We start from the raw sequence: 21,689 nt of genomic DNA on the forward strand, positions 1-21,689 counted from the left end.
TCATTGACGCAACTTTGGGCGCGATGCTACAACCGTGAGGTCAGTATGCGCAACGCACGTTGCACATGCTGCAACTCCATCCCTCAGGAGAACAGATGCCTGCTTACGATGCCGACGCCGTCGCCGCTCTCGCCGACCAGCAGGTGAGCTGGCAGGACAAGGCCCTGCCACCCGCGTTCTGGGGCCGGACCGTCGCCGAGGTGCTCGCCGACAAGCCCCGCCTCTCCCAGCTGCCGACCCCGCTGATGACGCTGTCCGCGCCCGGTCTGCGGCACAACGTGGACACGCTCGCCCGCTGGAGCGCCCATCACGGCGTCGACCTCGCGCCCCACGGCAAGACGACGATGGCACCCGCGCTCTGGGCCATGCAGCTCGACGCCGGCGCCTGGGCGATCACCCTGGCCAACGTGTTCCAGCTCGGCGTCGCCCGCGCGTACGGCGTCCGCCGGGTGCTGATCGCGAACGCGGTGATCTCCCCGCTGCAACTGCGCTGGATCGCCGACGAACTCGAGGCCGACCCGGACTTCGAGGTCCTGGTCTGGGCCGATTCGGTCCGGACCGTCGAACTCATGGAGGCGGCCCGTTCGGCGCACGTCGGTCCCGGTGCGCGGAAGCTCGACGTACTGGTCGAGGTCGGTGGTCTCGGCGGCCGGACCGGCGCGCGGGACGCCGAGACCGCGCTGGCCGTCGGCGAGGCGATCGCGGACGCGCCATCACTGCGGCTCGCCGGGGTCGCCGGATACGAGGGCGCGATCGGGCACGGCGTGGCGGAGGCGGATCTCGAGGAGGTCCGCGCGTACCTCCGCACGCTGGCCGGGATCCACATCCGCTTGCAGCAGAGGCGTTGGTACGACGAGGACGTCGTACCGGTGGTGAGCGCTGGAGGCAGTCAGTACTTCGACGACGTGGCGCAGGTGCTCGCTCCGCTGGCCAAGGACGGTGCGCGGGTGGTGCTCCGGTCGGGCGCGTACATCGCGCACGACGACGGCATGTATCGCCGGATGTCGCCGCTCGGTGAGTCGCCCCGGACGGACGGCGATCGGCTGGTCGCCGCGATGCACGGGTGGGTCCGGATCACATCCCAACCCGAGCCCGGGCTGGCTATCTTCGACGCGGGCCGGCGCGATCTGCCGTTCGACCAGGACCTGCCCGAGCTGCAGCTGATCCGGCCGCGCTCGGACGGTGAACCGATCCTCGCGGCCGACGGCATGACCGTCACCAACCTGAACGACCAGCACGGCTTCCTGCACTTCGACGGCGTCCCGGTGGTGATCGGCGACGAGCTCCGGATCGGGCTGTCCCATCCGTGTACGGCGTTCGACAAGTGGGGGCTGATCCCGGTCGTGGACGACCCGGACGCGGCCGATCCGGTCGTGGTCGACCTGGTCCGGACGTTCTTCTGAGATGGCCGAGCTGCTGATCACGGGCGCCACCGTCATCGACGGCTCCGGCGCTCCCGGCGTCCGCGCCGACGTCGCGGTCGAGGCCGGCCGGATCGTGGCCATCGGCAACGACCTGCCGACGCCGGCGGCCCGGTCGATCGACGCCGCGGGACTGGTGCTGTCGCCCGGGTTCATCGACATGCACGCGCACTCCGACCTGCAGATCCTGGTGAATCCGGATCACACCGCGAAGGTCAGCCAGGGCGTCACCTTGGAGGTGCTCGGCCAGGACGGCCTGTCGTTCGCGCCGATCGACGACCCGGCCCGGTCCGCCGTACGTCGCCAGATCGCCGGCTGGAACGGTGAGCCGGACGACTTCGACTTCAGCTGGTCGACCGTCGCCGGGTACCTCGACCGGCTCGACCAGGGCATCGCCTGCAACGCGGCGTACCTGGTCCCGCAGGGAACGCTACGGATGATGGTCGTCGGCACCTCGAACCGGCCGGCGACCCGCGCCGAACTGGACGCGATGAAAGCCTTGCTGGCCGAAGGACTGCAGCAGGGCGCGGTCGGGATGAGCAGCGGCCTCACCTACACGCCCGGCATGTTCGCGACCACCGACGAACTGGTCGAGCTCTGCGAGGTCGTCGCGCAGTACGGCGGCTACTACGGGCCACACCAACGGTCGTACGGCAAGGGCGCACTCGACGCGTACGGCGAAATGGTCGAGGTCGCCCGGCGTTCCGGATGCGCGCTGCACCTGACGCACGCGGTGATGAACTTCGCGCCGAACGCCGGCCGCGGGGCCGACCTGGTCGCGATGATCGACAAGGCCCTCGCGGCCGGCATCGACGTCACTACTGATACCTATCCGTACTTGCCGGGGGCAACCACTCTGGCCGCGATCCTGCCGAGCTGGACCGCGGAGGGCGGTCCGGACGCCCAGCTCGCCCGGCTCCGGGACCCGGCCGCGCGGGACCGGATCGCCTACGAGCTCGAGCAGGTCGGCTCGGACGGCTGCCACGGCTGCCTGGTGGAGTGGGAGACCATCGAGATCGGCGGCGTCCGCAATCCGGCTCTGAACGACGCCGTCGGCAGCACGATCGCTGCGATGGCCGCCTCGACCGGCCGACCGCCGGCGGACGTGTTCTTCGACCTGCTGATCGCCGACGACCTGGCCACATCGATCCTGCAGCACGTCGGCCACGAGGAGAACGTGCGGGCGATCATGCGGCATCCCAGCCACACCGGCGGCTCGGACGCGATCCTCGTCGGCGGCAAACCACATCCGCGCTCGTGGGGGACGTTCCCGCGCTACCTGGCCCGCTACGTCCGCGAGCTCGGCGTGCTCGATCTCCCCGACTGCATCCACCACCTGACCGGCCGTCCGGCTCGTCGTCTCCGTCTCCCCGACCGCGGACTCGTCCGCGTCGGCTACCGAGCCGATCTGGTCCTCTTCGATCCGGACACCGTCCAGGACACCGCCACGTTCGAGACCCCCCGCCAGCAAGCCGCCGGGATTCCGTACGTCTTCGTGAACGGCGTCCCCGTCATCGACAACGGCCGGCGCACCGACGCGCTCCCGGGCCGCGCAGTCCGTCGTACCACCGTCCGAGAGGAAAGCTCATGACTACCCTGGACCTGCTCCGCGCCGACCGGGTGCTGACCGTTGTCCGGGCGCCGGAGATCTCCGACGCCCGGGACCTGTGCGCGGCGTTGGTTGCCGGTGGCATCCATGTCGTGGAGCTCACCTACACCACGCCCGACCTTCCCCGGCACCTCGAGCGCGCCGCTTCCACGGCCGCGGAGACCGGCGCGGTGGTCGGCGCCGGCACCGTCCAGACCGGGGCGCAGGCCAAGCAGGCGATCGACGCCGGCGCGCAGTTCCTCGTCACTCCCGGCCAGGGCCCGGACGCGGCCGCCATCGCCGAGACCGCCCGCAGCGCCGGCATCCCGGTCATCCTCGGCGCCTTCACGCCGTCCGAGGTGATGACTGCGCTCGCGCTCGGCTCCGACGCCGTGAAGATCTTCCCCGCCCACCAGCTGGGCCCGAAGTACTTCAAGGACCTCAACGGCCCCTTCCCCGGCGTGCCCCTGGTCCCCTCCGGCGGTATCAACGCGGGTAACGCGCGCGACTACCTCACCGCCGGCGCCCTGGCGGTTTCCGCCGGAACCGACGTCGTCTCCCCCGCCGACGTCGCCGCCGCGAACTGGGAAACCATCACCGCCAAGGCCCAGACGTTCTGCGCCGCCCTCTAGCTCTCTACTGCACGGTGATGCTGCCGTAGCTCGTCCGCAGGAACAGGTGGTGGGTGGAGCCCGGGTCGTTGGGGAAGCCGACCTGGTTGGAGCCTTGGGCCGCGACGGCATCGATCGCATATGTCGCTGTCGGTGGGAGTTGAACGGTGAGGGAGCCATCGCTGGCCGTCGCGGTCACCTGGTCCGGCGGACTGTCGAAGAACAGGTTGATCGAACCGCGCCGGACGTCCACCGAGACCCGGGAAGTCCGCAACCGATTCATGTCGACCGATCCGTCGCTCACATCCACAGTGAGCGGCGAAGACACCCCGGCCACATCGAGCGACGCCCCCTCCACTTTCGCCTGGACCGCGGCCGCCGTCGGCACCTCCACCGTGAGGTCGACCGCGCAGTGTGGATCGGGACAACTCGTGTGCACGGTCAGGAGTCCACCGATCGTCGTCACCTCGATCGCGGGCCGCGCGACCGCATACGACCCGTCCACGGTCACGTGCACCTCAGCATCCGCACTGGCGAGCAGTTGCGCCGGCACATCCGACACAACCTGCACCCCCTGCGACCCGGGGACGAACGAAGCCGAGTAGCTGTACGGCAACTTCCCCCGGATCAACGACACGGTCACCGCCGCCGCGGTGACGACAAGCACCAGCAACGGCACCAGCCCGATGATCAGCATCCTCCGCTGCGCGACCGTCATCACGACTCCAGGAACTTGAGTACGGCGAGCACCCGGCGGTGCTCCCCGTCAGTCGACGCAAGTCCGAGCTTCAGGAAGATGTTGCTGATGTGCTTCTCCACCGCTCCTTCGCCGACCACGAGAGCCTGCGCGATCCCGGCGTTCGACTTGCCCTCCGCCATCACCCGGAGAACGTCCTGTTCCCGCGGACTCAGCACGGCGAGCGGATCCACCCGGCGCGACCGCACCAGCAGCTGCGAGATCACCTCCGGGTCGAGCGCGGCCCCACCATCGCCGACCCGGCGCAACCCGTCGACGAACTGATCCACGTCCGCGACCCGATCCTTGAGCAGATACCCGACCCCGCCGGGGTTGCCCCCGATCAACTCGCTGGCATATCGCTCCTCGACGTACTGCGAGAGCACCAGTACGCCGATCGCCGGGAACTGTTCGCGGATCACGAGCGCGGCGCGCAAACCCTCGTCGGTGAAGGTCGGTGGCATCCGCACGTCGACCACGCACACGTCCGGCCGGTGCTCGTCGACCGCTTTCAGGAGCGCGTCTCCATCACCGACCGCGGCGACCACCGTGCAGTCCTGCTCCAAGAGCAACCGCACGATGCCCTCTCGCAAGAGCACCGAATCCTCGGCGATCACCACCCGAATTCCTTCTGCCTCTTCAGTCACAGGGCACCTCGGCGATCAGCAGGGTCCCGAGACCCCGTGGACTGACGAGGGTGAGGAGTCCATCGACACCCGAGATCCGGTCGGCCAATCCACGGATCCCGCCGCCGGCGGCCGCATTCGCACCACCCTGCCCGTCGTCGCGCACCTCGATCTTGAGGAACCTGCCAACCCGCGTGATCGTGACCCACGCCTGGGCCGCGGCGGCGTGCTTGGCGACGTTGGTCAGCCCTTCGGTCACGACGAAGTACGCGATCGACTCGATCGTCAGCGACGGCCTGGGATCCACGTCGACCGTCACCCGCACCGGGACCGGTGACCGAGCGGCGACCGCCGAGATCGCCGCGTCGAGACCGCGGTCCGACAGCACCGGCGGATGCAGTCCTCGCGTCAGATCGCGGATCTCCGTGATCGCCTGCATCGCCTCCGAATGCGCCTCCTCGATCAGCGAACGCACTGCGGGATCGTTCTCGCCCAGCCGGTTCTTCGCCCGGCCGAGGATCATCGCCAGCGAGACCAGCCGTTGCTGGGCTCCGTCGTGCAGGTCGCGTTCCATCCGCCGCCGCTCGGCCTCGACCGAGTCGACGACCTGCTGGCGGCTCGTCACGAGCTGCGTCACGCGCTCCGCCAGCGCACCGGTCTCGGACCGGCCGAGCAACGTCCGCGCCAGCTGTCCGTCCAGCGCTGACGCCTGGCGCATCAACACCGGCGACACCACCAGCAGAAAGATTCCACCGATCACTGCGGCCACCGAGGCCTTCGTCATCGTGTCGATCACGAACGGCCCGAGCTGCGCCTGCGACGCGGCGAACTGCCAGTAGTACGCCGGCAACCCGATCAGCACCGGCGGCACCGACCAGGCGAAGAAGATCGCCCCGAGCCACACCATTGCCATCGGCAACAGCAGAACATAATACAGGAACTGCCGCCACAGACCCTGGTCGGTCAGCGCTGCCCGGGCGTCGGCGATCCGCGACCCCGTCGGCGCCGGTGGCACCAGCGGCGGAACCTCTTGCCCCCGCGTGATCCGCGCCCGCGTCCGCTCCCACCCGGCCGCCGCATACACGAGTCGATTCGCGCCGACAGTCAGCGGGATGCCGACGTACGCGAGCGGCCACGCCAGGACGGCAACCGTCACCGCACCCAGCACCAGCAGACCTGACGTGAGCACGACGAACGCGTCGCCGAGCAGGTGGATCGTTGCCAACCACAAGTACGGCGACCGCCACAGCCGCCACGGCGCCCGGGGGACCGGACTCGCGATCTCCGTCACCCGATCACCTCCCTGTGTCAGCGCGCTGCTCGCACGACACAACCTACGTCGCCGACGCGGCAGCCCATATGAGGACAGCCACCGATCTCGCCGGGGGTTAACCCCACCCAGGTTCGTGGGCTGACCGGACTGCGCCGGAAGTCCGCCGCCGGAATGCTCGAAGACATGACGACGACGGTTACGGACACAGTGGATGGCAGGCTCGGGGACGCGATCGACGACCGCGTGGCCGACGCGCTGGAGGACTACATCGCCGAAGGGCGGCTGGACGGGAGGATCCGTCCACTCCGCTCCCCCGGCCGCCTGGCCACCGCTGTCGCCGCCGGGGTCGCGGCCGTGCTGATCCCTTGGTGCCTGATCCTCGCGGCCACGCTGCCGAGCACCTACCAGGCCGACCACTGGAAGCTCACCTGGATCGGCCTCGACTGCGGGACCGCGATCGCTGCCGGCCTGACGGCGTACCTGCTGCACACTCGCAACAGCTACGCCGCCCTGACCGCTATGGCCGCCGGGACGCTACTGATCGCCGACGCCTGGTTCGACGTCAGCACAGCGGGAGGCTTCGACCGCAGCCTCTCCGCGGCCGAGGCCCTCCTACTGGAGCTCCCACTCGCCCTGTGGGCGTTCCTCGTCGCCGCTCGCGAGCTACGGAAGCGCTAACCGATCAGCTCGAGTACCGGCCCCTCGTGCAGTGCCTGGTAGACCTTGTCCCGCAGGGCATTGGCCTCGGAATCGGTGAGGGTGCGGTCGACCGGTCTGAGGATCAGTCTGACCAGAAGGTTCCGCTGACCCGGGGTCAGTTGGAGTCGCTCACGGGCAGCCGCCGGCAGATCGTCGTACGACGTCTCACCCAGCACCTCCAGCGACTCCGCGGCATCGGCGTCCACTCCGAGCGCCTCGCGCACCTTGTCACCGAGCACCTCCGCCGACACGTCGGTCGACGCGGCGACCACGACGGAGAGGTCGCGGCGGACCGGCGGCATCGACGAGACCGGCTTGTACGGCGCCAGGTCCCGCATCTGACCCGCCACTCGCGGATCTGTTGACCTGAGCAACCGGATGTCCCGGATCCCTTTGCGGAGCATCAAGAGCCGGTCGAGGCCTGGTCCCATGGCCAGTCCGGTCCAGCTGTTGTCCAGACCGGCCCGCCGGAGCACATGCGGTGCGGCGACACCGCACTCACCGATCTCGATCCACTGATCGTCCAGCAGTACGTCGATCTGCCGGCCATGGATCGTGTACGGGTGGACCGCCGGGACCGTCCGATAGGTCTGACCAGGCAGGACCGTGTCGACCAGGCGGGCGATCATGTCCTCCAGTTCGGGCTCTCCGAGCGTGACGTTGCGGCTGATCCGCCACAGGTCGAGCTGATGCGGCGTACCCGTGTGCTGCCAGTCCACCGAGTCGCGGCGGTAGCAGATGCCCGCACAGATCATCAGTACGTCGGACGAGTCGGACTTTGCGAGATCACGCAGAGCCGGCGGGATCATCGCCGACGTATGACTTCGCAGTACTTCGGTCTCCGACGCGTAGCGGGTGTAGCGGGCTTCCCGGGTCACCGCGTCACCGGCGTACCCGAGGTTGTCGTAGTTGTCGGCCAGTGTGACCACGGGATGGTCGCGGCGGGTCCAGATCTCGGTATAGGGCCAGGCCGTGCTGAGCGCCGTACGCAAGGAGTCGACGATCAGCTGGATCGCGTGGGGTCCTTGAGCCGGGACCGCTAGGTCGCGCAGGGCCAGGGCAGCGTGCAGTTCTTCAGAAGTGAGGACAGACATGAGTTTCTCTCCGGAATGACGGTCTCGACGGGGGAGACACCCCGGTCGGCCGCGGTCACCTCAGGAGAGAGCGCAGCAGCAGCTCACCCCGTCGGCACCGTCGTGCCGGCCGGGGCGAAGAAATCGCCGCCCGTACTGCGTCATGCCCACCACTGTACCTGTTGCCTCAACACCTCCGCCGCCGAATTTCTCCCGGAACCGGACCGGCATTTTCCGCGCACTCTTCCGGAATCTCACCCCCAGGCAGGCGAAACCGGTGCAACGATGGGGCGCATGCGATGGATCGACACTCTCGAAGCCGCGGCCGCGGAGAAGCTGCCCGAGGCCGTGCATCGGTACTTCCGGCAGGGTTCGGCCGGCGGGATCAGCGTCGGCGAGGCCACCGCGGCCTGGTCGGCGTACCGCTTCCGCCCCCGCGTGCTGAACGACGTCTCCACGATCGACCTGCGCACGAATGTCCTCGGCACCCCCGTCGACGCGCCGATCCTGGTCGCGCCGTCGACCATGCACCGGATGGCCGATCCCGACGGCGAGGTCGCGACGGCGAGAGGCGTGGGCGCGGCCGGGTCGGTGCTCGGCGTCTCCAGCAACGCGGGGACCACGTTCGCCGATTTCGGCACGACCGGAGTGCCCTGGTGGCTGCAGATCTACATCGTGCGGAATCGCGAGCTCACCGAGCGCATGCTCGACGCTGCTGTCGCGGGCGGCACACGGGCGATCGTGCTCACCGTCGACACCCCGGTGGTCGGCCGGAAGGAGGACGAGGGTGAGACGGTCTGGGATCTCGTCCAGCCCGGTCAACTGCTGGCCAACCTGCCCGAGGGCGAGTGGACCGACGACGACCTGGCCAAGGCCGACGACCTGAGCCCGGATGCCATCGGCTGGCTCGCCGAGCGCACCGGCCTTCCGGTGGTGGTGAAGGGCGTCCTGCGCGGCGACGACGCCAAGCGGTGCGCGGACGCGGGTGCCGCCGGCGTCATCGTGTCGAACCACGGCGGCCGCCAGCTCGACGGCTCCATCCCCACCGCCCAGGCTCTGCCCGAGGTGGCCGAAGCCCTGGCCGGCACGGGCACCGAGATCTACGTCGACGGCGGCATCCGCCGCGGCGAACACATCCTCACCGCTCTGGCTCTGGGCGCCCGCGCCGTCTTCGTCGGCCGTCCCGCCCTCTGGGCCCTCACCGTCGGCTCGGCCGCTGGCGTCACCCGCCTCCTCACGGACCTCGCCACCGAGCTGGACCACACCCTCCGCCTGGTCGGCCACCCCACCCCGGCTTCCCTGACCCCAGACCTCATAACGACCCGCTTCACCAACTGATCGGAACCGTGGAGGTGTGATGAGCGTATCCAGCGGCGTGGAAGGTTTGCGGATCGTCAGTCTGAACGCGTTCCTGCCCGGACACCGGCTGGTGCACGACTTCGCGGCGCGAAATGGGCATGAGCTCGTGCTGGTGGTGACGTTGCCCGAGACCGGGCGGTACGGCGCTGCCGTGCAGCCGATGGTGGCGGGGCTGCCGGAGGAGACCAACGTGTTGATCACCCGGAAGCTGCGGACGGTCGCCGCGCCGGTGATCGACGCGCTGCGGCCGGACGTGGTCATCTCGGCGGCGTTCCCCCGGCTGATTCCGGCCGAGGTCCTGGAGATCCCGAAGTACGGCGCGATCAACTGTCACCCGTCACCCCTGCCGGCCGGGCGGGGACCGACGCCGCAGCGGTTGATCTATGAAGGCGACGAGCGGATCGGGGCGACGGTGCATCGGACGGCGGCCGAGTTCGACACGGGCGCGATCCTCGCCCAACGGATCGCGCCGCTCCCGGACGACCTCAACGGCACCGGGATCATGCAGGTCTGGGGCGAGCTGCTCAGCCAGTGCCTGGACGAGGCTGTGCCCCGCCTCGTCGCCGGCGATCCCGGCGTACCGCAAGATCCCGCCGCGGCCAGCGAGGCTCCGCTCTTCACCGAGGAGGAGCTGCTCCTCGACCTGACCGAGCCGTCGGCGGTCGTGCGACGCAAGGCCGCCGCGCTCAACGTGACGTCGCCCCAGGCCCAGGTCAGCCTCGCCGGTACGACGTACGTCGTCGCCCGGACCGACGTCGTACCGGCCGGGTCGGTCAGCACGGTCGAGCCAGGCGCCGTCCTCGCAGAACACGACGACGGCTGGACTGTCCAGACCGCTGACCTACCCCTCCGGCTCACCCGGACCTGACAAACAGAAGGACCCCTGGCCCCGGGGTCCTTCTGGTGCTGGGTTCGAGGTCAGGCCTCGGCCGGCTCCTCGGTGAGGTTGCGGGTCAGGTTGGGGTCAACCTGGACGCCCGGTCCCATCGTGGTCGAGAAGACCGTCTTCTTGATGTAGCGGCCCTTGGAGCTGGCCGGCTTGAGCCGGAGGATCTCCTCGAGCGCGGCGCTGTAGTTCTCCACCAGCTGGGTCTCGTCGAACGAGACCTTGCCGATGATGAAGTGCAGGTTCGCGTGCCGGTCGACCCGGAACTCGATCTTGCCGCCCTTGATGTCGTTCACGGCCTTCACCACGTCCGGGGTGACCGTGCCGGTCTTCGGGTTCGGCATCAGACCACGCGGGCCGAGGACCCGGCCGAGACGGCCGACCTTGCCCATCAGGTCAGGGGTCGCGACGACGGCGTCGAAGTCGAGCCAGCCGTCGGTCACCTTCTTGATCATGTCGTCGTCGCCGACGAAGTCGGCGCCGGCGGCCTTCGCGGCCTCGGCCCTGTCACCGGTGGCGAAGACGAGGACCCGTGCCGTCTTGCCAGTACCGTGCGGAAGGTTGACGGTGCCGCGCACCATCTGGTCGGCCTTGCGGGGGTCGACCCCGAGACGCATCGCGACGTCGATGGTGGAGTTGAACTTCTTGCCCGTCGCGCCCTGCTTGGCGAACTTGATCGCCTCGAGCGGGGTGTACAGGTGGTCGAAGTCGATCTGTTCCGCGATCGAGCGGTAAGCCTTACTGCGCTGTGCCATGTCTGTTCCTCTCTGGGGTGTGGTCGATAGGGCGGCGCTTCGCCCTGCCACAACTGCTTCCATTACTACTCATTACAACGCGCCACACGTACGACGGATTCCGCCGTACGCAGGCTGGAGGTACTACTTGTCGACGACGACGCCCATCGAGCGGGCGGTGCCCTCGATGATCTTCATCGCGGCGTCGATGTCGCGGGCGTTCAGGTCCGGCATCTTGGTGGTGGCGATCTCGCGGACCTGGTCCTTGGTGATCTTGCCGACCTTGTCCTTCTGCGGGACGGCCGAGCCCTTCTGCAGACCGGCGGCCTTCTTGATCATCTCCGGCGCCGGCGGCGTCTTGGTGACGAAGGTGAAGGAACGGTCTTCGTAGATGGTGATCTCGACCGGCACGACGTTGCCACGCATGGATTCGGTCTGCGCGTTGTACGCCTTGCAGAACTCCATGATGTTGACGCCGTGCGGACCGAGCGCGGTACCGACCGGCGGGGCGGGCGTCGCGGCACCGGCCTGGAGCTGCACCTTGACCAGGGCAGCGATCTTCTTCTTGGGAGGCATTCTGTCGGGTCCTTAGACTTTCTGGATCTGGTTGAAGCTGAGTTCCACCGGGGTCTCCCGGCCGAAGATCTCCACCAGGGCCTTGATCCGCTGGGCCTCGGCATTGATCTCCGTGACTGTGGCGTGCAGGGTCGCGAACGGCCCGTCGACCACCATGACCGAGTCGCCCACACCGAAGTCGGCGACCTCGACCTTCTTCTTGGCCGCGGTCTTGGCGGGTGCGGCGCCGGCTTCGGCAGCCGCCTGCTCCGCCGCCGCCACGACGGCCGGAGCGAGCATCTTCTCCACCTCTTCGAGGCTGAGCGGAACCGGCTTCTGGCTGTTCCCGACGAAGCCGGTCACCGACGGCGTGTGCCGCACGGTCGACCAGGACTCGTCGGTCAGGTCCATCCGGACCAGCACGTAGCCGGGGAGCACGGTGCGCTTCACCATCCGGCGCTGCCCGTTCTTGATCTCGGCGACCTCTTCGGTCGGCACGATGATCTCGAAGATGTAGTCCTCCATGTTCAGGGAGTTGATCCGGTTCTCCAGGTTGCCCTTGACCCGGTTCTCCATCCCTGAGTACGTGTGCACCACGTACCAGTCGCCGATCTGTGAGCGCAGCCGGCCGCGCAGCTCCTCGAGCGGGTCGCCCGGCTCTTCCGGCTCGCCGTCCTCGTCGACAGCAGTCTCGTCGGCAGCAGTCTCGTCGGCAGCGTCATCGTCGGCCTCGGCCGCGGCGGCCGCCACGGCGAGCGCTTCCACATCCGCGTCGTCGTCGGCTTCGTCCGCGTCCGGCGTCATACCGGCGTCGTCGCTGGAGAAGACCAGCTCGTCGGCGGCGGCGGGCACCTCTTCGGTGCTGTCCGGAGCGGTCTCGGCGGTCTCTTCGGCCAGTTCCTCGGCCGCGTCCTCGACGTCGCCCTCGGTCACCACTTCGGCGTCCTCGGCGTCGTCGGCGGCGGCGACCACCACGACCGGCTCGTCCTCGGAGTCGTCCTCGTCCGCCGGGGGCTGTTCGGCCTCGTCATCGGCGGCGTACTCCTCGACGTCCTCGTCCTCCACCTCGGCGTCGGCCTCGTCGTCATCGTCGTCGAGGTTCGCGAACAGGTCGTCGTCGTCCTCGTCGTCGGTGTCGTCCAGGTCGAGATCGAGGTCCAGGTCGATTTCGTCGTCGGAGTCAGCGGATACGTCGAACTCGTCCTCATGGTCGAGGACCTCGTCGTCGCGCTCGGACACGTTGTACTCCGTCATCTCTGCATCGGGTCTTGTCTGGCTTCGGGTCGGGCCGGGGCCCGGGACCTAGGGCGTTCGTGGGGCTCGGCGGCCTCAGCCGAAGATCTTGAACATCGCCCAGCCGAAGGCGAGGTCGAGAACCGAGACGATCGCGATGACGAACACCACGAAGGTCAGGACGACCACGAAGTAGGTGGACAGCTGCTTGCGAGTCGGCCAGACGACCTTGCGGAGCTCGGCGACCACCTGGCGGTAGAAGCGGAGCAGGCCCCTGCCCTGCTTGCCTTCCGCAGGCTTGCCGGCGCCGGACGGTGCCGGGGTGCGCGTCTCCGTCACGACCTGACCTCTTTCGCTAGCGGCGGCCTGACCGGCCCTGCGCCGGTCAGGATTTGCAGGGCACGAGGGACTTGAACCCCCAACCTTCGGTTTTGGAGACCGATGCTCTGCCAGTTGAGCTAGTGCCCTCTGCAATCCCTCCGGACGCCGCGCTGGACCTGATCTCGGGCATGCCGGATCAGGGCCACCAACGCCCGGACTAGAAGAGTGTACGGGGTCCGAGCCACCTGGTCGAACTGAGGCTCCACCCGAACGACCCCCCGACGGGCGCCGTACCGCGAGCAGAACCATACAGCCTCCAACCGTTCCCAACGGACCACACCCCCTGCGTGTTCCCGGGACCACAGTCCTGTCCGGCCGGCACGTCGTACCCGCCTCATCTGGTGATACCGCGATGCCGGCCGCGGCGGCCTGGTGCCAGGATGGAGGTCATGGGTTCCAGGATCTCGGCGCGCATCGGCGCCATCAGTGAATCGGCGACCTTAGCGGTCGACGCCAAGGCGAAGGCGCTCAAGGCGGCCGGCCGCCCGGTGATCGGGTTCGGGGCCGGCGAGCCGGACTTCCCGACGCCGGACTACATCGTCGAGGCGGCCGTGGCGGCGGCCCGGGATCCGAAGAACCACCGCTACAGCCCGGCCGGTGGCCTGCCGGAGCTCAAGCAAGCGATCGTCGAGAAGACCAGGCGCGACTCCGGCTACGAGATCGAGGCCGCCCAGGTCCTGGTCACGAACGGCGGCAAGCACGCGGTCTACAACACGTTCGCGACCCTGCTCGACCCCGGCGATGAGGTGCTGCTGCCGGCGCCGTACTGGACGACGTACCCGGAGACCATCAAGCTGGCCGGCGGGGTGCCGGTCGAGGTGCTCGCCGACGAGTCGCAGAACTACTGCGTCACCGTCGAGCAGCTGGAGGCGGCCCGGACCGAGAAGACCAAGGCCCTGCTGGTCTGCTCGCCGTCCAACCCGACCGGCGCGGTCGACAGTCCGGAGGCGATCGAGGCGATCGGCCGCTGGGCGCTCGAGCACGACCTCTGGGTGATCACCGACGAGATCTACGAGCACCTGACGTACGGCGGTGCGAAGTCGACCTCGATCCCGGTCGCGGTGCCGGAGCTGGCCGACAAGACCGTCGTACTGAACGGTGTCGCCAAGACGTACGCGATGACCGGCTGGCGGGTCGGCTGGATGATCGGCCCGTTGGACGTGATCAAGGCCGCGACGAACCTGCAGTCGCACCAGACCTCGAACGTCTGCAACGTCGCCCAGCGGGCCGCGATCGCCGCGGTCTCCGGTGACCTATCGGCGGTCGAGGAGATGAAGAAGGCCTTCGACCGGCGGCGGCAGACCATGGTCACGCTGCTGAACGAGATCCCGGGCGTCGTGTGCCCCGAGCCGACCGGCGCGTTCTACGCGTACCCGTCGGTCAAGGGCGTCCTCGGCAAGGAGATCAACGGACGGACGCCGTCGACCTCGGCGGAGCTGGCCGAGATCATCCTGGACGAGGCCGAGGTCGCGGTGGTCCCCGGCGAGGCGTTCGGTGCGCCCGGCTACCTTCGCCTGTCCTACGCGCTCGGCGACGCCGACCTGGCCGAGGGTGTCGGCCGGATCGCCAAGCTGCTGAGCTGACCCGGATTTCTCCGGGACGGTACGGGATCGGTAACCTTCGGTAATGACGCAGCGGGATCTGCGGGTGCTGCCGAAGACACACCTGCATCTGCACTTCTCCGGGTCGATGCGGCACCTGACCCTGGTCGAGCTGGCGGACAAGCACGGAGTCCGGCTGCCTGACGCGCTGCGCACCGACTGGCCGCCCGAGCTGTCGGCGGCCGACGAGCGCGGCTGGTTCCGGTTCCAGCGGCTGTACGACATCGCGCGCTCGGTGCTCCGCACGGAGGACGACGTACGGCGCCTGGTCCGCGAGGCGGCCGAGGACGACCGGGCCGACGGCTCGCGCTGGCTGGAGATCCAGGTCGACCCGTCCGGGTACGCGAACCGCTTCCACGGAATCACGCCGTTCACCGACCTCGTGTTGGACGCCGCCCGGGAGGCATCCGCCTCGACGGGCATCGCCGTACAGGTGATCATCGCGGCCAACCGCACCCGGCACCCCCTCGACGCCCGGACACTGGCGCGGCTCGCGGCGCAGTACGTCGGCCGTGGTGTGGTCGGGTTCGGCCTGTCGAACGACGAGCGCCGCGGGACGACCGCCGAGTTCGCCCCGGCCTTCCGGATCGCCCGGAATGCCGGACTGCTCGCCGCACCGCACGGCGGTGAGCTGTGTGGGCCGGCCACGGTCCGCACCTGCCTGGACGAGCTGGGAGCCGGCCGCATCGGCCACGGCGTGCGCTCGATCGAGGACCGCGACCTGCTGAAGCGAGTGGTCGACGCCCAGGTCGCCCTGGAAGTCTGCCCGGCCTCCAACGTCTCGCTCGGCGTCTACCATCGGGCGGAAGACGTCCCGCTCCGCCAGCTCTACGAGGCCGGCGCCCGCATCGCCCTGGGCGCCGACGACCCTCTACTCTTCGGCTCCCGCCTCGCCGAGCAGTACGAAACCGCCCGCACAGTCCACAACTTCACCGACCAAGAGCTCGCCGACCTGGCCCGCGGCTCGGTCCTGGCCTCCACTGCCCCGGCCGAAGTCCAGAAGGCCCTCCTGAGCGAGATCGACCACTGGCTCGGTGCCCCGGCCGCCGTTCCGGCGTACTAGGGGTACTTCGAAGCCGTCTACCTGGCCCGCCACGGCCAGACCGAGTGGAACGTCGCCGGGCGCCGCCAGGGCCGCCTTGACTCACCACTGACACCTCAAGGCCTCCGCCAAGCCCGCCGCAACGCGGATCTACTCAGCAGCCGCCAGATCGACGCGATCTTCACCAGTCCACTCGGCCGCGCCCGCCGTACGGCGGAGATCGTCGCGGATGCCGACGTTCGGGCCGGGAGGGCGCTGGCGGAGGTGGCTCGAATCGGCGCCCGACGGCCGTTGCTGATCTCGCACGAGATGATCGGACGGATGCTGTTGAGACAACTGGGCGTAGCGGACTCGTTGCAGCTTCGGCAGTCGTCCGATCTGATCTACCGGGTGCGCTCCGGCGGCGAACTCGATGCGCTGACCGCGGCAGAATAAGTGCCGGCTCGGTTCCGAGGCAGGGCATTGTCCGGGCACCGGAGCGCGCCGTAGTTTTCAGGCATGACGCCGACCAAGATCCTGCTGCCAGAGGACGAACTGCCGACCCGTTGGTACAACGTGCTGCACGATCTGCCGACGCCTCCGCCGCCGGTGCTGCATCCGGGGACGGGGCAACCGATCGGTCCGGAGGATCTGGCTCCGCTGTTCCCGATGGATCTGATCCTGCAGGAGGTCTCGCAGGAGCAGTACATCGACATCCCGGGCGACGTGCTCGACGTGTACCGGCTGTGGCGGCCCAGTCCGCTCTACCGGGCGCACCGGCTGGAGAAGGCGCTCGATACGCCGGCGCGGATCTACTACAAGTACGAAGGCGTCTCGCCCGCGGGCTCGCACAAGCCGAACACCGCCGTACCGCAGGCCTACTACAACGCGAAGTCCGGTGTCCGGAAGCTCACCACCGAGACCGGCGCCGGGCAGTGGGGGACCGCACTGGCCTTCGCCTGCGCGCAGTACGGGTTGGAGTGCGAGGTCTGGCAGGTGCGAGCGTCGTACGACCAGAAGCCGTACCGCCGGACGATGATGCAGGTCTTCGGCGCGACCGTGCACCCGAGCCCGTCGGACCTGACCGAGGCCGGCCGGAAGATCCTGGCCGGAGACCCGGACTCCCCCGGCTCACTGGGGATCGCGATCAGCGAGGCGGTTGAGGCCGCCGTCCAGGATCCCGAGGTGCACTACGCGCTCGGCTCGGTGCTCAACCACGTCCTGCTGCACCAGACGATCATCGGTGAGGAAGCGCTGATCCAGCTCGCCATGGTCGGCGAGACGCCGGACCTGCTGGTCGGCTGCACCGGCGGCGGGTCGAACTTCGGCGGTCTCGCGTTCCCGTTCCTGCGGGAGCGGTGGGCGGGCCGGATGTCCCCGGTCATCCGGGCGGTCGAGCCGGCCGCGTGCCCGTCACTGACCCAGGGGACGTACGCGTACGACTTCGGCGACACGATCGGGATGACGCCGCTGATGAAGATGCATACCCTCGGCCACGACTTCATTCCCGACCCGATCCACGCCGGCGGCTTGCGATACCACGGAATGAGCCCGCTGATCAGCCACCTCTACGAGACCGGTGAGATCGAGGCGATCGCCAAACCGCAGTCGGAGTGCTTCGCGGCCGGCGTGCAGTTCGCCCGCACCGAGGGCATCGTCCCGGCGCCCGAGCCGACGCACGCCCTCGCCGCCGCGATCGAGGAAGCCCAACGCTGCAAGGAGTCCGGCGAGGAGAAGGTCATCCTCACCGCCCTCTGCGGCCACGGCCACCTGGACCTGGCCGCGTACGACGCCTACCTCACCGGCGCGATGACCGACCGCTCCTGGGACGACGCCGACATCCAGTCCTCCGTAGCCCAGGCGCTGTCCCGCCTCCCCGTCCTCAGTTAGTTAGAAGGGGCGACCGCTTCCACTACCTATCGCCCGCCGCGCTTCCACCACGGCTTGGGCCGCTTGGCCACGGCCGCCAGCCAGTCATCCGGAACGGCCCACCCTCGAGCGGTCAACGCCTGGAAGTACTCGGCCTTCAGACTGTCCGGCAACCAGTAAGTCGCTCTGTGCTGCCCAACGACCTCGAAGTACGTCGTGCGGTGGCGTGCACTCCACACCGTCGCCTGGTTGGAGCTGTACGCCAGCCGCACGTAGTCCCATCGCGCCTGCGCATCCTCCATGTCGAACCCACGCTCGACCACCCGGCCGTTCGCCCGCGGCTCGCCCTCGATTCCCGCGATCAGCACCTGGACGAGAGCCCGGTCGTCCGTCATCTCGTCCGGCAACCGCAAGCCCACCGGATCCAGCACCACGGCCCCCAACCGCGGCTGCGCCACCTCGAGAAACACCTCCAGCAAGGCGAATCCCTCTTCGGCCCGCTCGAAGCGGTCCAACTCGGCGCGCAGTGTCGTCACGGCTTCCTCGGGCACCCGGCCACTCTAATCTGACCGGCCCTGCCCCCATCTGCCCCGACCTGCCCCGGCCGGTCACGCTCAGCTAGAGTACCGCAGCCACCCGGTGGCTGACGGGACGGCGCCCACACCCCTGACCGATGCCCTGAAAGCCCTTACACCGTGGGAAATGCGGGGCAACCCGGGGCATTCCGGGGCATCGTGGGGCAGCTCGTCCACAGCGGCGATTTTCGTGGTCGCAGACGGTGTTCGCACACCTACAGTTACCGCCATGTCAGAGGCCAACGAGTTGTTGCGCACCGCGCGAGAGCACACGCCGTCGCGCCGCGCGCCGGGTGCACACATGTCCCGGGCGGAGCTCGCCGAGACGGTTTGTGCGTGGTTGTGGGACACCACCGAAGTCAGGTACGAGCTGGACGGTCACTACATCGCCAAGCTGGAACGCGGTGCCGTGCGCTGGCCGGGCGCGGCGTACCGCTCCGGCCTGCGCTATGTCCTGAACGTTGCTTCAGACAACGAGCTCGGCTTCAGTCCGCCGCCGGGGGTAGTGGTGACCGAGCCGGAGCTGACGCTGCCGTCGACCGTCGGGCTCGAGGACGACGTGAGCGACGCCGGCGACGAGTCGATCTCGTTCCTCACGTTCGCGGAGCAGTCCAATGTCGGCGACCTCACCGTCGAGCAGCTGCACGCCGACATCCTCGGCATCGCCCAGAACTACCTCCGCGCACCGACCAGGCCGCTGTTCGTCCGCAGCCGCAGCGTCCGCGACCGTGCGTTCCGGCTGCTGGCCGGGCGGCAATCGCCCAAGCAGTCCCGCGACCTCTACTCGGCTGCCGGTTGGGCGATCACCCTCCTGGCCTGGATGTCCGTCGACCTCGGCCGCCCGGACGTCGCCGAGCGCCACACCCGGACGGCCTGGGCCTGCGCCGAGGCCGCCGATCACGACGTACTGCGCGCCTGGATCCGCGCCACCCAGCACACCGCCGCCTTCTGGCAGGACGACTTCGCCGGCGCCGCGGCGTACGCACAGGACGGCCTGCGGTACGCCGCCGGCACGTCGGCCCTGTTCCTGGCCAGCGCAGCCGCGGTCGATCTCGCCCGCTGCGGACGGGCAGACGACGCCCGCGACGCACTCGGCCAGGCCAAACGAATGCCTGCCACACCAGCCGAGTCCGAACCACCCGGCCTGTTCATCTGTACGCCGGAACGCGCCGAAGGCATCTGGTCAGACGCCTACCTCGCACTGCGAGAAGCCCGCCACACCCTCGGTCACGCGGACCGCGCCGTCGCCATGTTCGAGGCAGCCCCACACCTAGTCCGGAACTTCGGCTCCGAACGGATGGTCCGCCTGCAACAGGCCAAGGCGCGCCTGGCCCTCGGCCAACTCGACGGCGCCATCGAAACCCTCGAGCCCGTCCTCAGTACACCCCTCGAATACCGGGTCCGCCCCTTGATCCATCGCATCAGCGAGGTCGCGGCCCTCACAGCGCCCTACGCCCGGACCCCGCAGGGCCGCCAACTCCGCGAGCAAATCCGCGACTTCACCCAACACCCCGACCTCCCCGCCCGCCCAACTCGCACCCGCCGCCGCAAGCCGGGGTCGCAGCGCCCCGAAGCACCAACCGCCGCCAAGAACCCGAAGCCGCTCGAGCCACCCAAACCCCAGGAGCCCGGCGCCCAACGGACGGACACACACCGGGCGGACGCACACCCGACGGACGTGCACGGTTCCGATCCTCGCCGAGCCGATATCGAGCGATCCGATGCCCACCGATCCGATCCCCGAGGATCCGATCCGCGCGGATCCGATGCCCACCCACCTGAGCCGCAGCAGCCCGACGTTCAGCGGGCTGGTGCGGTGCCGCGTAGCTGAGAGGAGCGGTCGCATGGTCGACCGAGTTCGCGATCATTGGTACTGGCGGCCGGGCTGGCGAGCCGGGCGCTCCTTCTATACCTGGCACATCACCTTCGAGAACGATCCGATCCTCAGCGACCTGCACGCGGCGTACCAGCCAGTGATCAGATCGCTTCCCGGTCTCACTCCTGTCCCGGTGCAGTGGCTGCATCTGACCATGCAGGGCGTCGGGTTCGCCGACAAGGTCACGCAGGAGGACCTCGACCCGATCGTCGACGCCGCCCGGCGCCGGCTCGAACTCATCCACCCGTTGGAGATCCGCATCGGGCCGGCGATCGTCGATGTGGAGAGCCTTCAGCTCCCGGCCCAGCCCGTCGACCGGCTCCGTCGGCTTCGCGCCCAGCTCCGTGCGGCGATCACCGACGTCTGGGGCCGCGACGCAGTCCCCGCACTGCCCGAGCTCGAACCACACATCTCCCTCGGCTACTGGAACCAGGCCGCCGACACCGAGCCACTGGAGAAACGCGTGGCCGCCTTGGGAGGCGAGATCGCCAAGACGCACGTCACTCACGCCAGCTTGATCAACCTCAACCGAGACCACCACTGCTACGAGTGGACGACCTACGCCACAGTGCGTCTGGGCGTCCCCAGTCAGCTCTGACCAGGAGACGTCCGTGACAGACAAGACCTCTACGGCCCTGACCGACAGCTCGGCCGCCGGCGTGATCCGGGCGCTGCTCGACTTCCGCAGCGTCTGGACCACCCACGACCTGGTCGCCCTCAGCCGGGTCCCCGCACCCACGATCCACCGCGTCATCACCTGCCTCGAACAGGAGGACCTGGTGACGCGAACCGCCGGCGCGATCGTCGCCGTACCCGACTGGACAGCTCTCCTCCGCCGCTGGAGCCAGGGCTTCCGGTTCGACCAGAAGAACACCGTCACCCACTGGCAATCTGTCGGAGGCCTGGACACCCTGCTCGACCGGATCCCGACCACCACCGTGCCGTACGTCGTCACCGGCACCTTCGCAGCGCACCACTGGTCCGGCGCAACTCCGGCCGACCCAGTGACGATCTACACCTCCGACGCCCACGCCGCCGCCGAAGCCTGGAACCTCATCCCGAGCGCGACCGGCAACGTCGTACTCGCGACTCCCTCAACCGACGTCGTCTACTCGCGCCCCCGCAAAACCCCCACCGGCCTTCGCCTGGCAGCCCCCACCCAGGTCCTCACCGACCTCTTCACCGGAGCCGCCCCGACCACCGCCGCAGCCCCACTCCTCACCTGGATGCAAGACCACGAACTGGACTGGCGCTATTGACGGCCACCGCGCCCGAGATTCCGCCAGCACCCGCTCACCCCTGGGCCCGTTGATGGCATGCGGTTAGGAGCCGTAGGCGCGGACGGCGACGACGTGGGCTCTGGGCGCGCCGTAGGTCGAGTGGGCGGTTAGTCGGAGATGGGTCAGCCGGGTCGGGGTGGAGAGGACGTGGTGGTTGGTGCGGTGGTGGTTGGCGGTGACAGTGGTCAGAGTGTGCCAGGCGATCTTTTTCAGCCAACAGGGCTAACGACAGACACCCCTGCTGTTAGGGGTGTCAAGCTGCGGTGGTTTGGGTGCGGTGGGCCCAGGCTGT

22 protein-coding genes, 1 tRNA gene and 1 pseudogene are annotated in these 21,689 nt (G+C 69.0%); 14 read left to right on the forward strand and 10 right to left on the reverse strand.

What is annotated here, in order from left to right; genetic code table 11:
* Window positions 1-95: 95 nt before the first annotated feature.
* The 3 genes from ACXC9Q_RS27105 to ACXC9Q_RS27115 are packed head-to-tail and all read left to right on the forward strand — an operon-like array spanning window position 96 to window position 3,641.
* Window positions 96-1,403 carry an amino acid deaminase gene (locus ACXC9Q_RS27105; protein WP_457059439.1) on the forward strand — a complete coding sequence of 436 codons (1,308 nt, stop codon included), beginning with the start codon at window positions 96-98 and terminating at the stop codon, window positions 1,401-1,403.
* A gap of 1 nt (window position 1,404) precedes the next feature.
* Window positions 1,405-3,012, forward strand: coding sequence for an N-acyl-D-amino-acid deacylase family protein (locus ACXC9Q_RS27110; protein WP_457059440.1), 1,608 nt, complete (start codon window positions 1,405-1,407; stop codon window positions 3,010-3,012).
* Complete coding sequence (locus ACXC9Q_RS27115; RefSeq protein ID WP_457059441.1) at window positions 3,009-3,641, forward strand: bifunctional 4-hydroxy-2-oxoglutarate aldolase/2-dehydro-3-deoxy-phosphogluconate aldolase; 633 nt, start codon at window positions 3,009-3,011, stop codon at window positions 3,639-3,641. Before ACXC9Q_RS27110 ends, ACXC9Q_RS27115 begins: the two co-directional genes overlap by 4 nt.
* 4 nt (window positions 3,642-3,645) lie before the next feature.
* On the opposite strand, the gene ACXC9Q_RS27120 is transcribed toward ACXC9Q_RS27115, so the two are convergent.
* The 3 genes from ACXC9Q_RS27120 to ACXC9Q_RS27130 are packed head-to-tail and all read right to left on the reverse strand — an operon-like array spanning window position 3,646 to window position 6,273.
* Window positions 3,646-4,338, reverse strand: coding sequence for a DUF4097 family beta strand repeat-containing protein (locus ACXC9Q_RS27120; protein WP_457059442.1), 693 nt, complete (start codon window positions 4,336-4,338; stop codon window positions 3,646-3,648).
* A complete protein-coding gene (locus tag ACXC9Q_RS27125) occupies window positions 4,338-4,982 on the reverse strand; it encodes a response regulator transcription factor (protein ID WP_457059463.1) in 645 nt (214 codons plus the stop codon). The genes ACXC9Q_RS27120 and ACXC9Q_RS27125 overlap by 1 nt, the downstream gene beginning before the upstream one ends.
* Before the next feature lie 13 nt (window positions 4,983-4,995).
* On the reverse strand, window positions 4,996-6,273 hold the full coding sequence (locus ACXC9Q_RS27130) for a sensor histidine kinase (protein ID WP_457059443.1): 1,278 nt from the start codon (window positions 6,271-6,273) through the stop codon (window positions 4,996-4,998).
* Between the two features lie 165 nt (window positions 6,274-6,438).
* Here ACXC9Q_RS27130 and ACXC9Q_RS27135 point away from each other — a divergent pair, with 165 nt between their 5' ends.
* A complete protein-coding gene (locus tag ACXC9Q_RS27135) occupies window positions 6,439-6,933 on the forward strand; it encodes a hypothetical protein (RefSeq protein ID WP_457059444.1) in 495 nt (164 codons plus the stop codon).
* On the opposite strand, the gene srmL is transcribed toward ACXC9Q_RS27135, so the two are convergent.
* The gene (gene srmL / locus ACXC9Q_RS27140; RefSeq protein WP_457059445.1) at window positions 6,930-8,048 is read right to left on the reverse strand and encodes a PheS-related mystery ligase SrmL; all 1,119 of its coding nucleotides are present in this window, start codon (window positions 8,046-8,048) and stop codon (window positions 6,930-6,932) included. The genes ACXC9Q_RS27135 and srmL overlap by 4 nt on opposite strands.
* Window positions 8,049-8,321: 273 nt before the next feature.
* Here srmL and ACXC9Q_RS27145 point away from each other — a divergent pair, with 273 nt between their 5' ends.
* Both ACXC9Q_RS27145 and ACXC9Q_RS27150 read left to right on the forward strand, forming a co-directional pair.
* Entirely contained in the window at window positions 8,322-9,365 is a 1,044-nt protein-coding gene (locus tag ACXC9Q_RS27145; RefSeq protein ID WP_457059446.1) for an alpha-hydroxy acid oxidase, read from the forward strand.
* Between the two features lie 19 nt (window positions 9,366-9,384).
* On the forward strand, window positions 9,385-10,254 hold the full coding sequence (locus ACXC9Q_RS27150; RefSeq protein WP_457059447.1) for a methionyl-tRNA formyltransferase: 870 nt from the start codon (window positions 9,385-9,387) through the stop codon (window positions 10,252-10,254).
* Between the two features lie 50 nt (window positions 10,255-10,304).
* On the opposite strand, the gene rplA is transcribed toward ACXC9Q_RS27150, so the two are convergent.
* The 5 genes from rplA to ACXC9Q_RS27175 all read right to left on the reverse strand — a co-directional run bounded on the left by rplA (window position 10,305) and on the right by ACXC9Q_RS27175 (window position 13,262).
* The gene (rplA, locus tag ACXC9Q_RS27155) at window positions 10,305-11,027 is read right to left on the reverse strand and encodes a 50S ribosomal protein L1 (protein ID WP_457059448.1); all 723 of its coding nucleotides are present in this window, start codon (window positions 11,025-11,027) and stop codon (window positions 10,305-10,307) included.
* A 123-nt stretch (window positions 11,028-11,150) separates the two neighbouring features.
* On the reverse strand, window positions 11,151-11,582 hold the full coding sequence (gene rplK, locus ACXC9Q_RS27160; RefSeq protein ID WP_328526079.1) for a 50S ribosomal protein L11: 432 nt from the start codon (window positions 11,580-11,582) through the stop codon (window positions 11,151-11,153).
* Between the two features lie 12 nt (window positions 11,583-11,594).
* A complete protein-coding gene (gene nusG / locus ACXC9Q_RS27165) occupies window positions 11,595-12,365 on the reverse strand; it encodes a transcription termination/antitermination protein NusG (protein WP_457059464.1) in 771 nt (256 codons plus the stop codon).
* 525 nt (window positions 12,366-12,890) lie between these two features.
* Complete coding sequence (secE, locus tag ACXC9Q_RS27170) at window positions 12,891-13,133, reverse strand: preprotein translocase subunit SecE (protein WP_130384685.1); 243 nt, start codon at window positions 13,131-13,133, stop codon at window positions 12,891-12,893.
* 56 nt (window positions 13,134-13,189) lie between these two features.
* Window positions 13,190-13,262: transfer RNA gene (locus ACXC9Q_RS27175), tRNA-Trp, on the reverse strand.
* 302 nt (window positions 13,263-13,564) lie between these two features.
* On the opposite strand from ACXC9Q_RS27175, the gene ACXC9Q_RS27180 reads away from it, so the two are divergent.
* From ACXC9Q_RS27180 to ACXC9Q_RS27200, 5 genes and pseudogenes are all read left to right on the forward strand, one after another.
* The gene (locus ACXC9Q_RS27180) at window positions 13,565-14,758 is read left to right on the forward strand and encodes a pyridoxal phosphate-dependent aminotransferase (protein WP_457059449.1); all 1,194 of its coding nucleotides are present in this window, start codon (window positions 13,565-13,567) and stop codon (window positions 14,756-14,758) included.
* A gap of 43 nt (window positions 14,759-14,801) precedes the next feature.
* Complete coding sequence (locus ACXC9Q_RS27185; RefSeq protein ID WP_457059450.1) at window positions 14,802-15,839, forward strand: adenosine deaminase; 1,038 nt, start codon at window positions 14,802-14,804, stop codon at window positions 15,837-15,839.
* Window positions 15,840-15,860: 21 nt separating this feature from the next.
* A pseudogene (locus ACXC9Q_RS27190) lies at window positions 15,861-16,070 on the forward strand (histidine phosphatase family protein); the annotation flags it as partial.
* 12 nt (window positions 16,071-16,082) lie between these two features.
* Entirely contained in the window at window positions 16,083-16,253 is a 171-nt protein-coding gene (locus ACXC9Q_RS27195) for a hypothetical protein (protein WP_457059451.1), read from the forward strand.
* A gap of 63 nt (window positions 16,254-16,316) precedes the next feature.
* On the forward strand, window positions 16,317-17,687 hold the full coding sequence (locus tag ACXC9Q_RS27200) for a TrpB-like pyridoxal phosphate-dependent enzyme (RefSeq protein WP_457059452.1): 1,371 nt from the start codon (window positions 16,317-16,319) through the stop codon (window positions 17,685-17,687).
* A gap of 26 nt (window positions 17,688-17,713) precedes the next feature.
* On the opposite strand, the gene ACXC9Q_RS27205 is transcribed toward ACXC9Q_RS27200, so the two are convergent.
* A complete protein-coding gene (locus ACXC9Q_RS27205) occupies window positions 17,714-18,217 on the reverse strand; it encodes a hypothetical protein (protein WP_457059453.1) in 504 nt (167 codons plus the stop codon).
* Window positions 18,218-18,470: 253 nt separating this feature from the next.
* Between ACXC9Q_RS27205 and ACXC9Q_RS27210 the strand changes: the two genes are divergently transcribed.
* Genes ACXC9Q_RS27210 through ACXC9Q_RS27220 form a run of 3 tightly spaced genes read left to right on the forward strand, consistent with a single transcriptional unit; the run spans window position 18,471 to window position 21,376 of the window.
* The gene (locus ACXC9Q_RS27210; RefSeq protein WP_457059454.1) at window positions 18,471-20,072 is read left to right on the forward strand and encodes a hypothetical protein; all 1,602 of its coding nucleotides are present in this window, start codon (window positions 18,471-18,473) and stop codon (window positions 20,070-20,072) included.
* Between the two features lie 13 nt (window positions 20,073-20,085).
* The gene (locus ACXC9Q_RS27215) at window positions 20,086-20,715 is read left to right on the forward strand and encodes a 2'-5' RNA ligase family protein (protein WP_457059455.1); all 630 of its coding nucleotides are present in this window, start codon (window positions 20,086-20,088) and stop codon (window positions 20,713-20,715) included.
* A 13-nt stretch (window positions 20,716-20,728) separates the two neighbouring features.
* Window positions 20,729-21,376 (forward strand): hypothetical protein, encoded by a 648-nt coding sequence (locus tag ACXC9Q_RS27220; RefSeq protein ID WP_457059456.1) that lies wholly within the window; start codon window positions 20,729-20,731, stop codon window positions 21,374-21,376.
* The last annotated feature ends 313 nt before the right edge of the window (window positions 21,377-21,689 follow it).

Source organism: Kribbella sp. CWNU-51 (genome assembly GCF_054073265.1).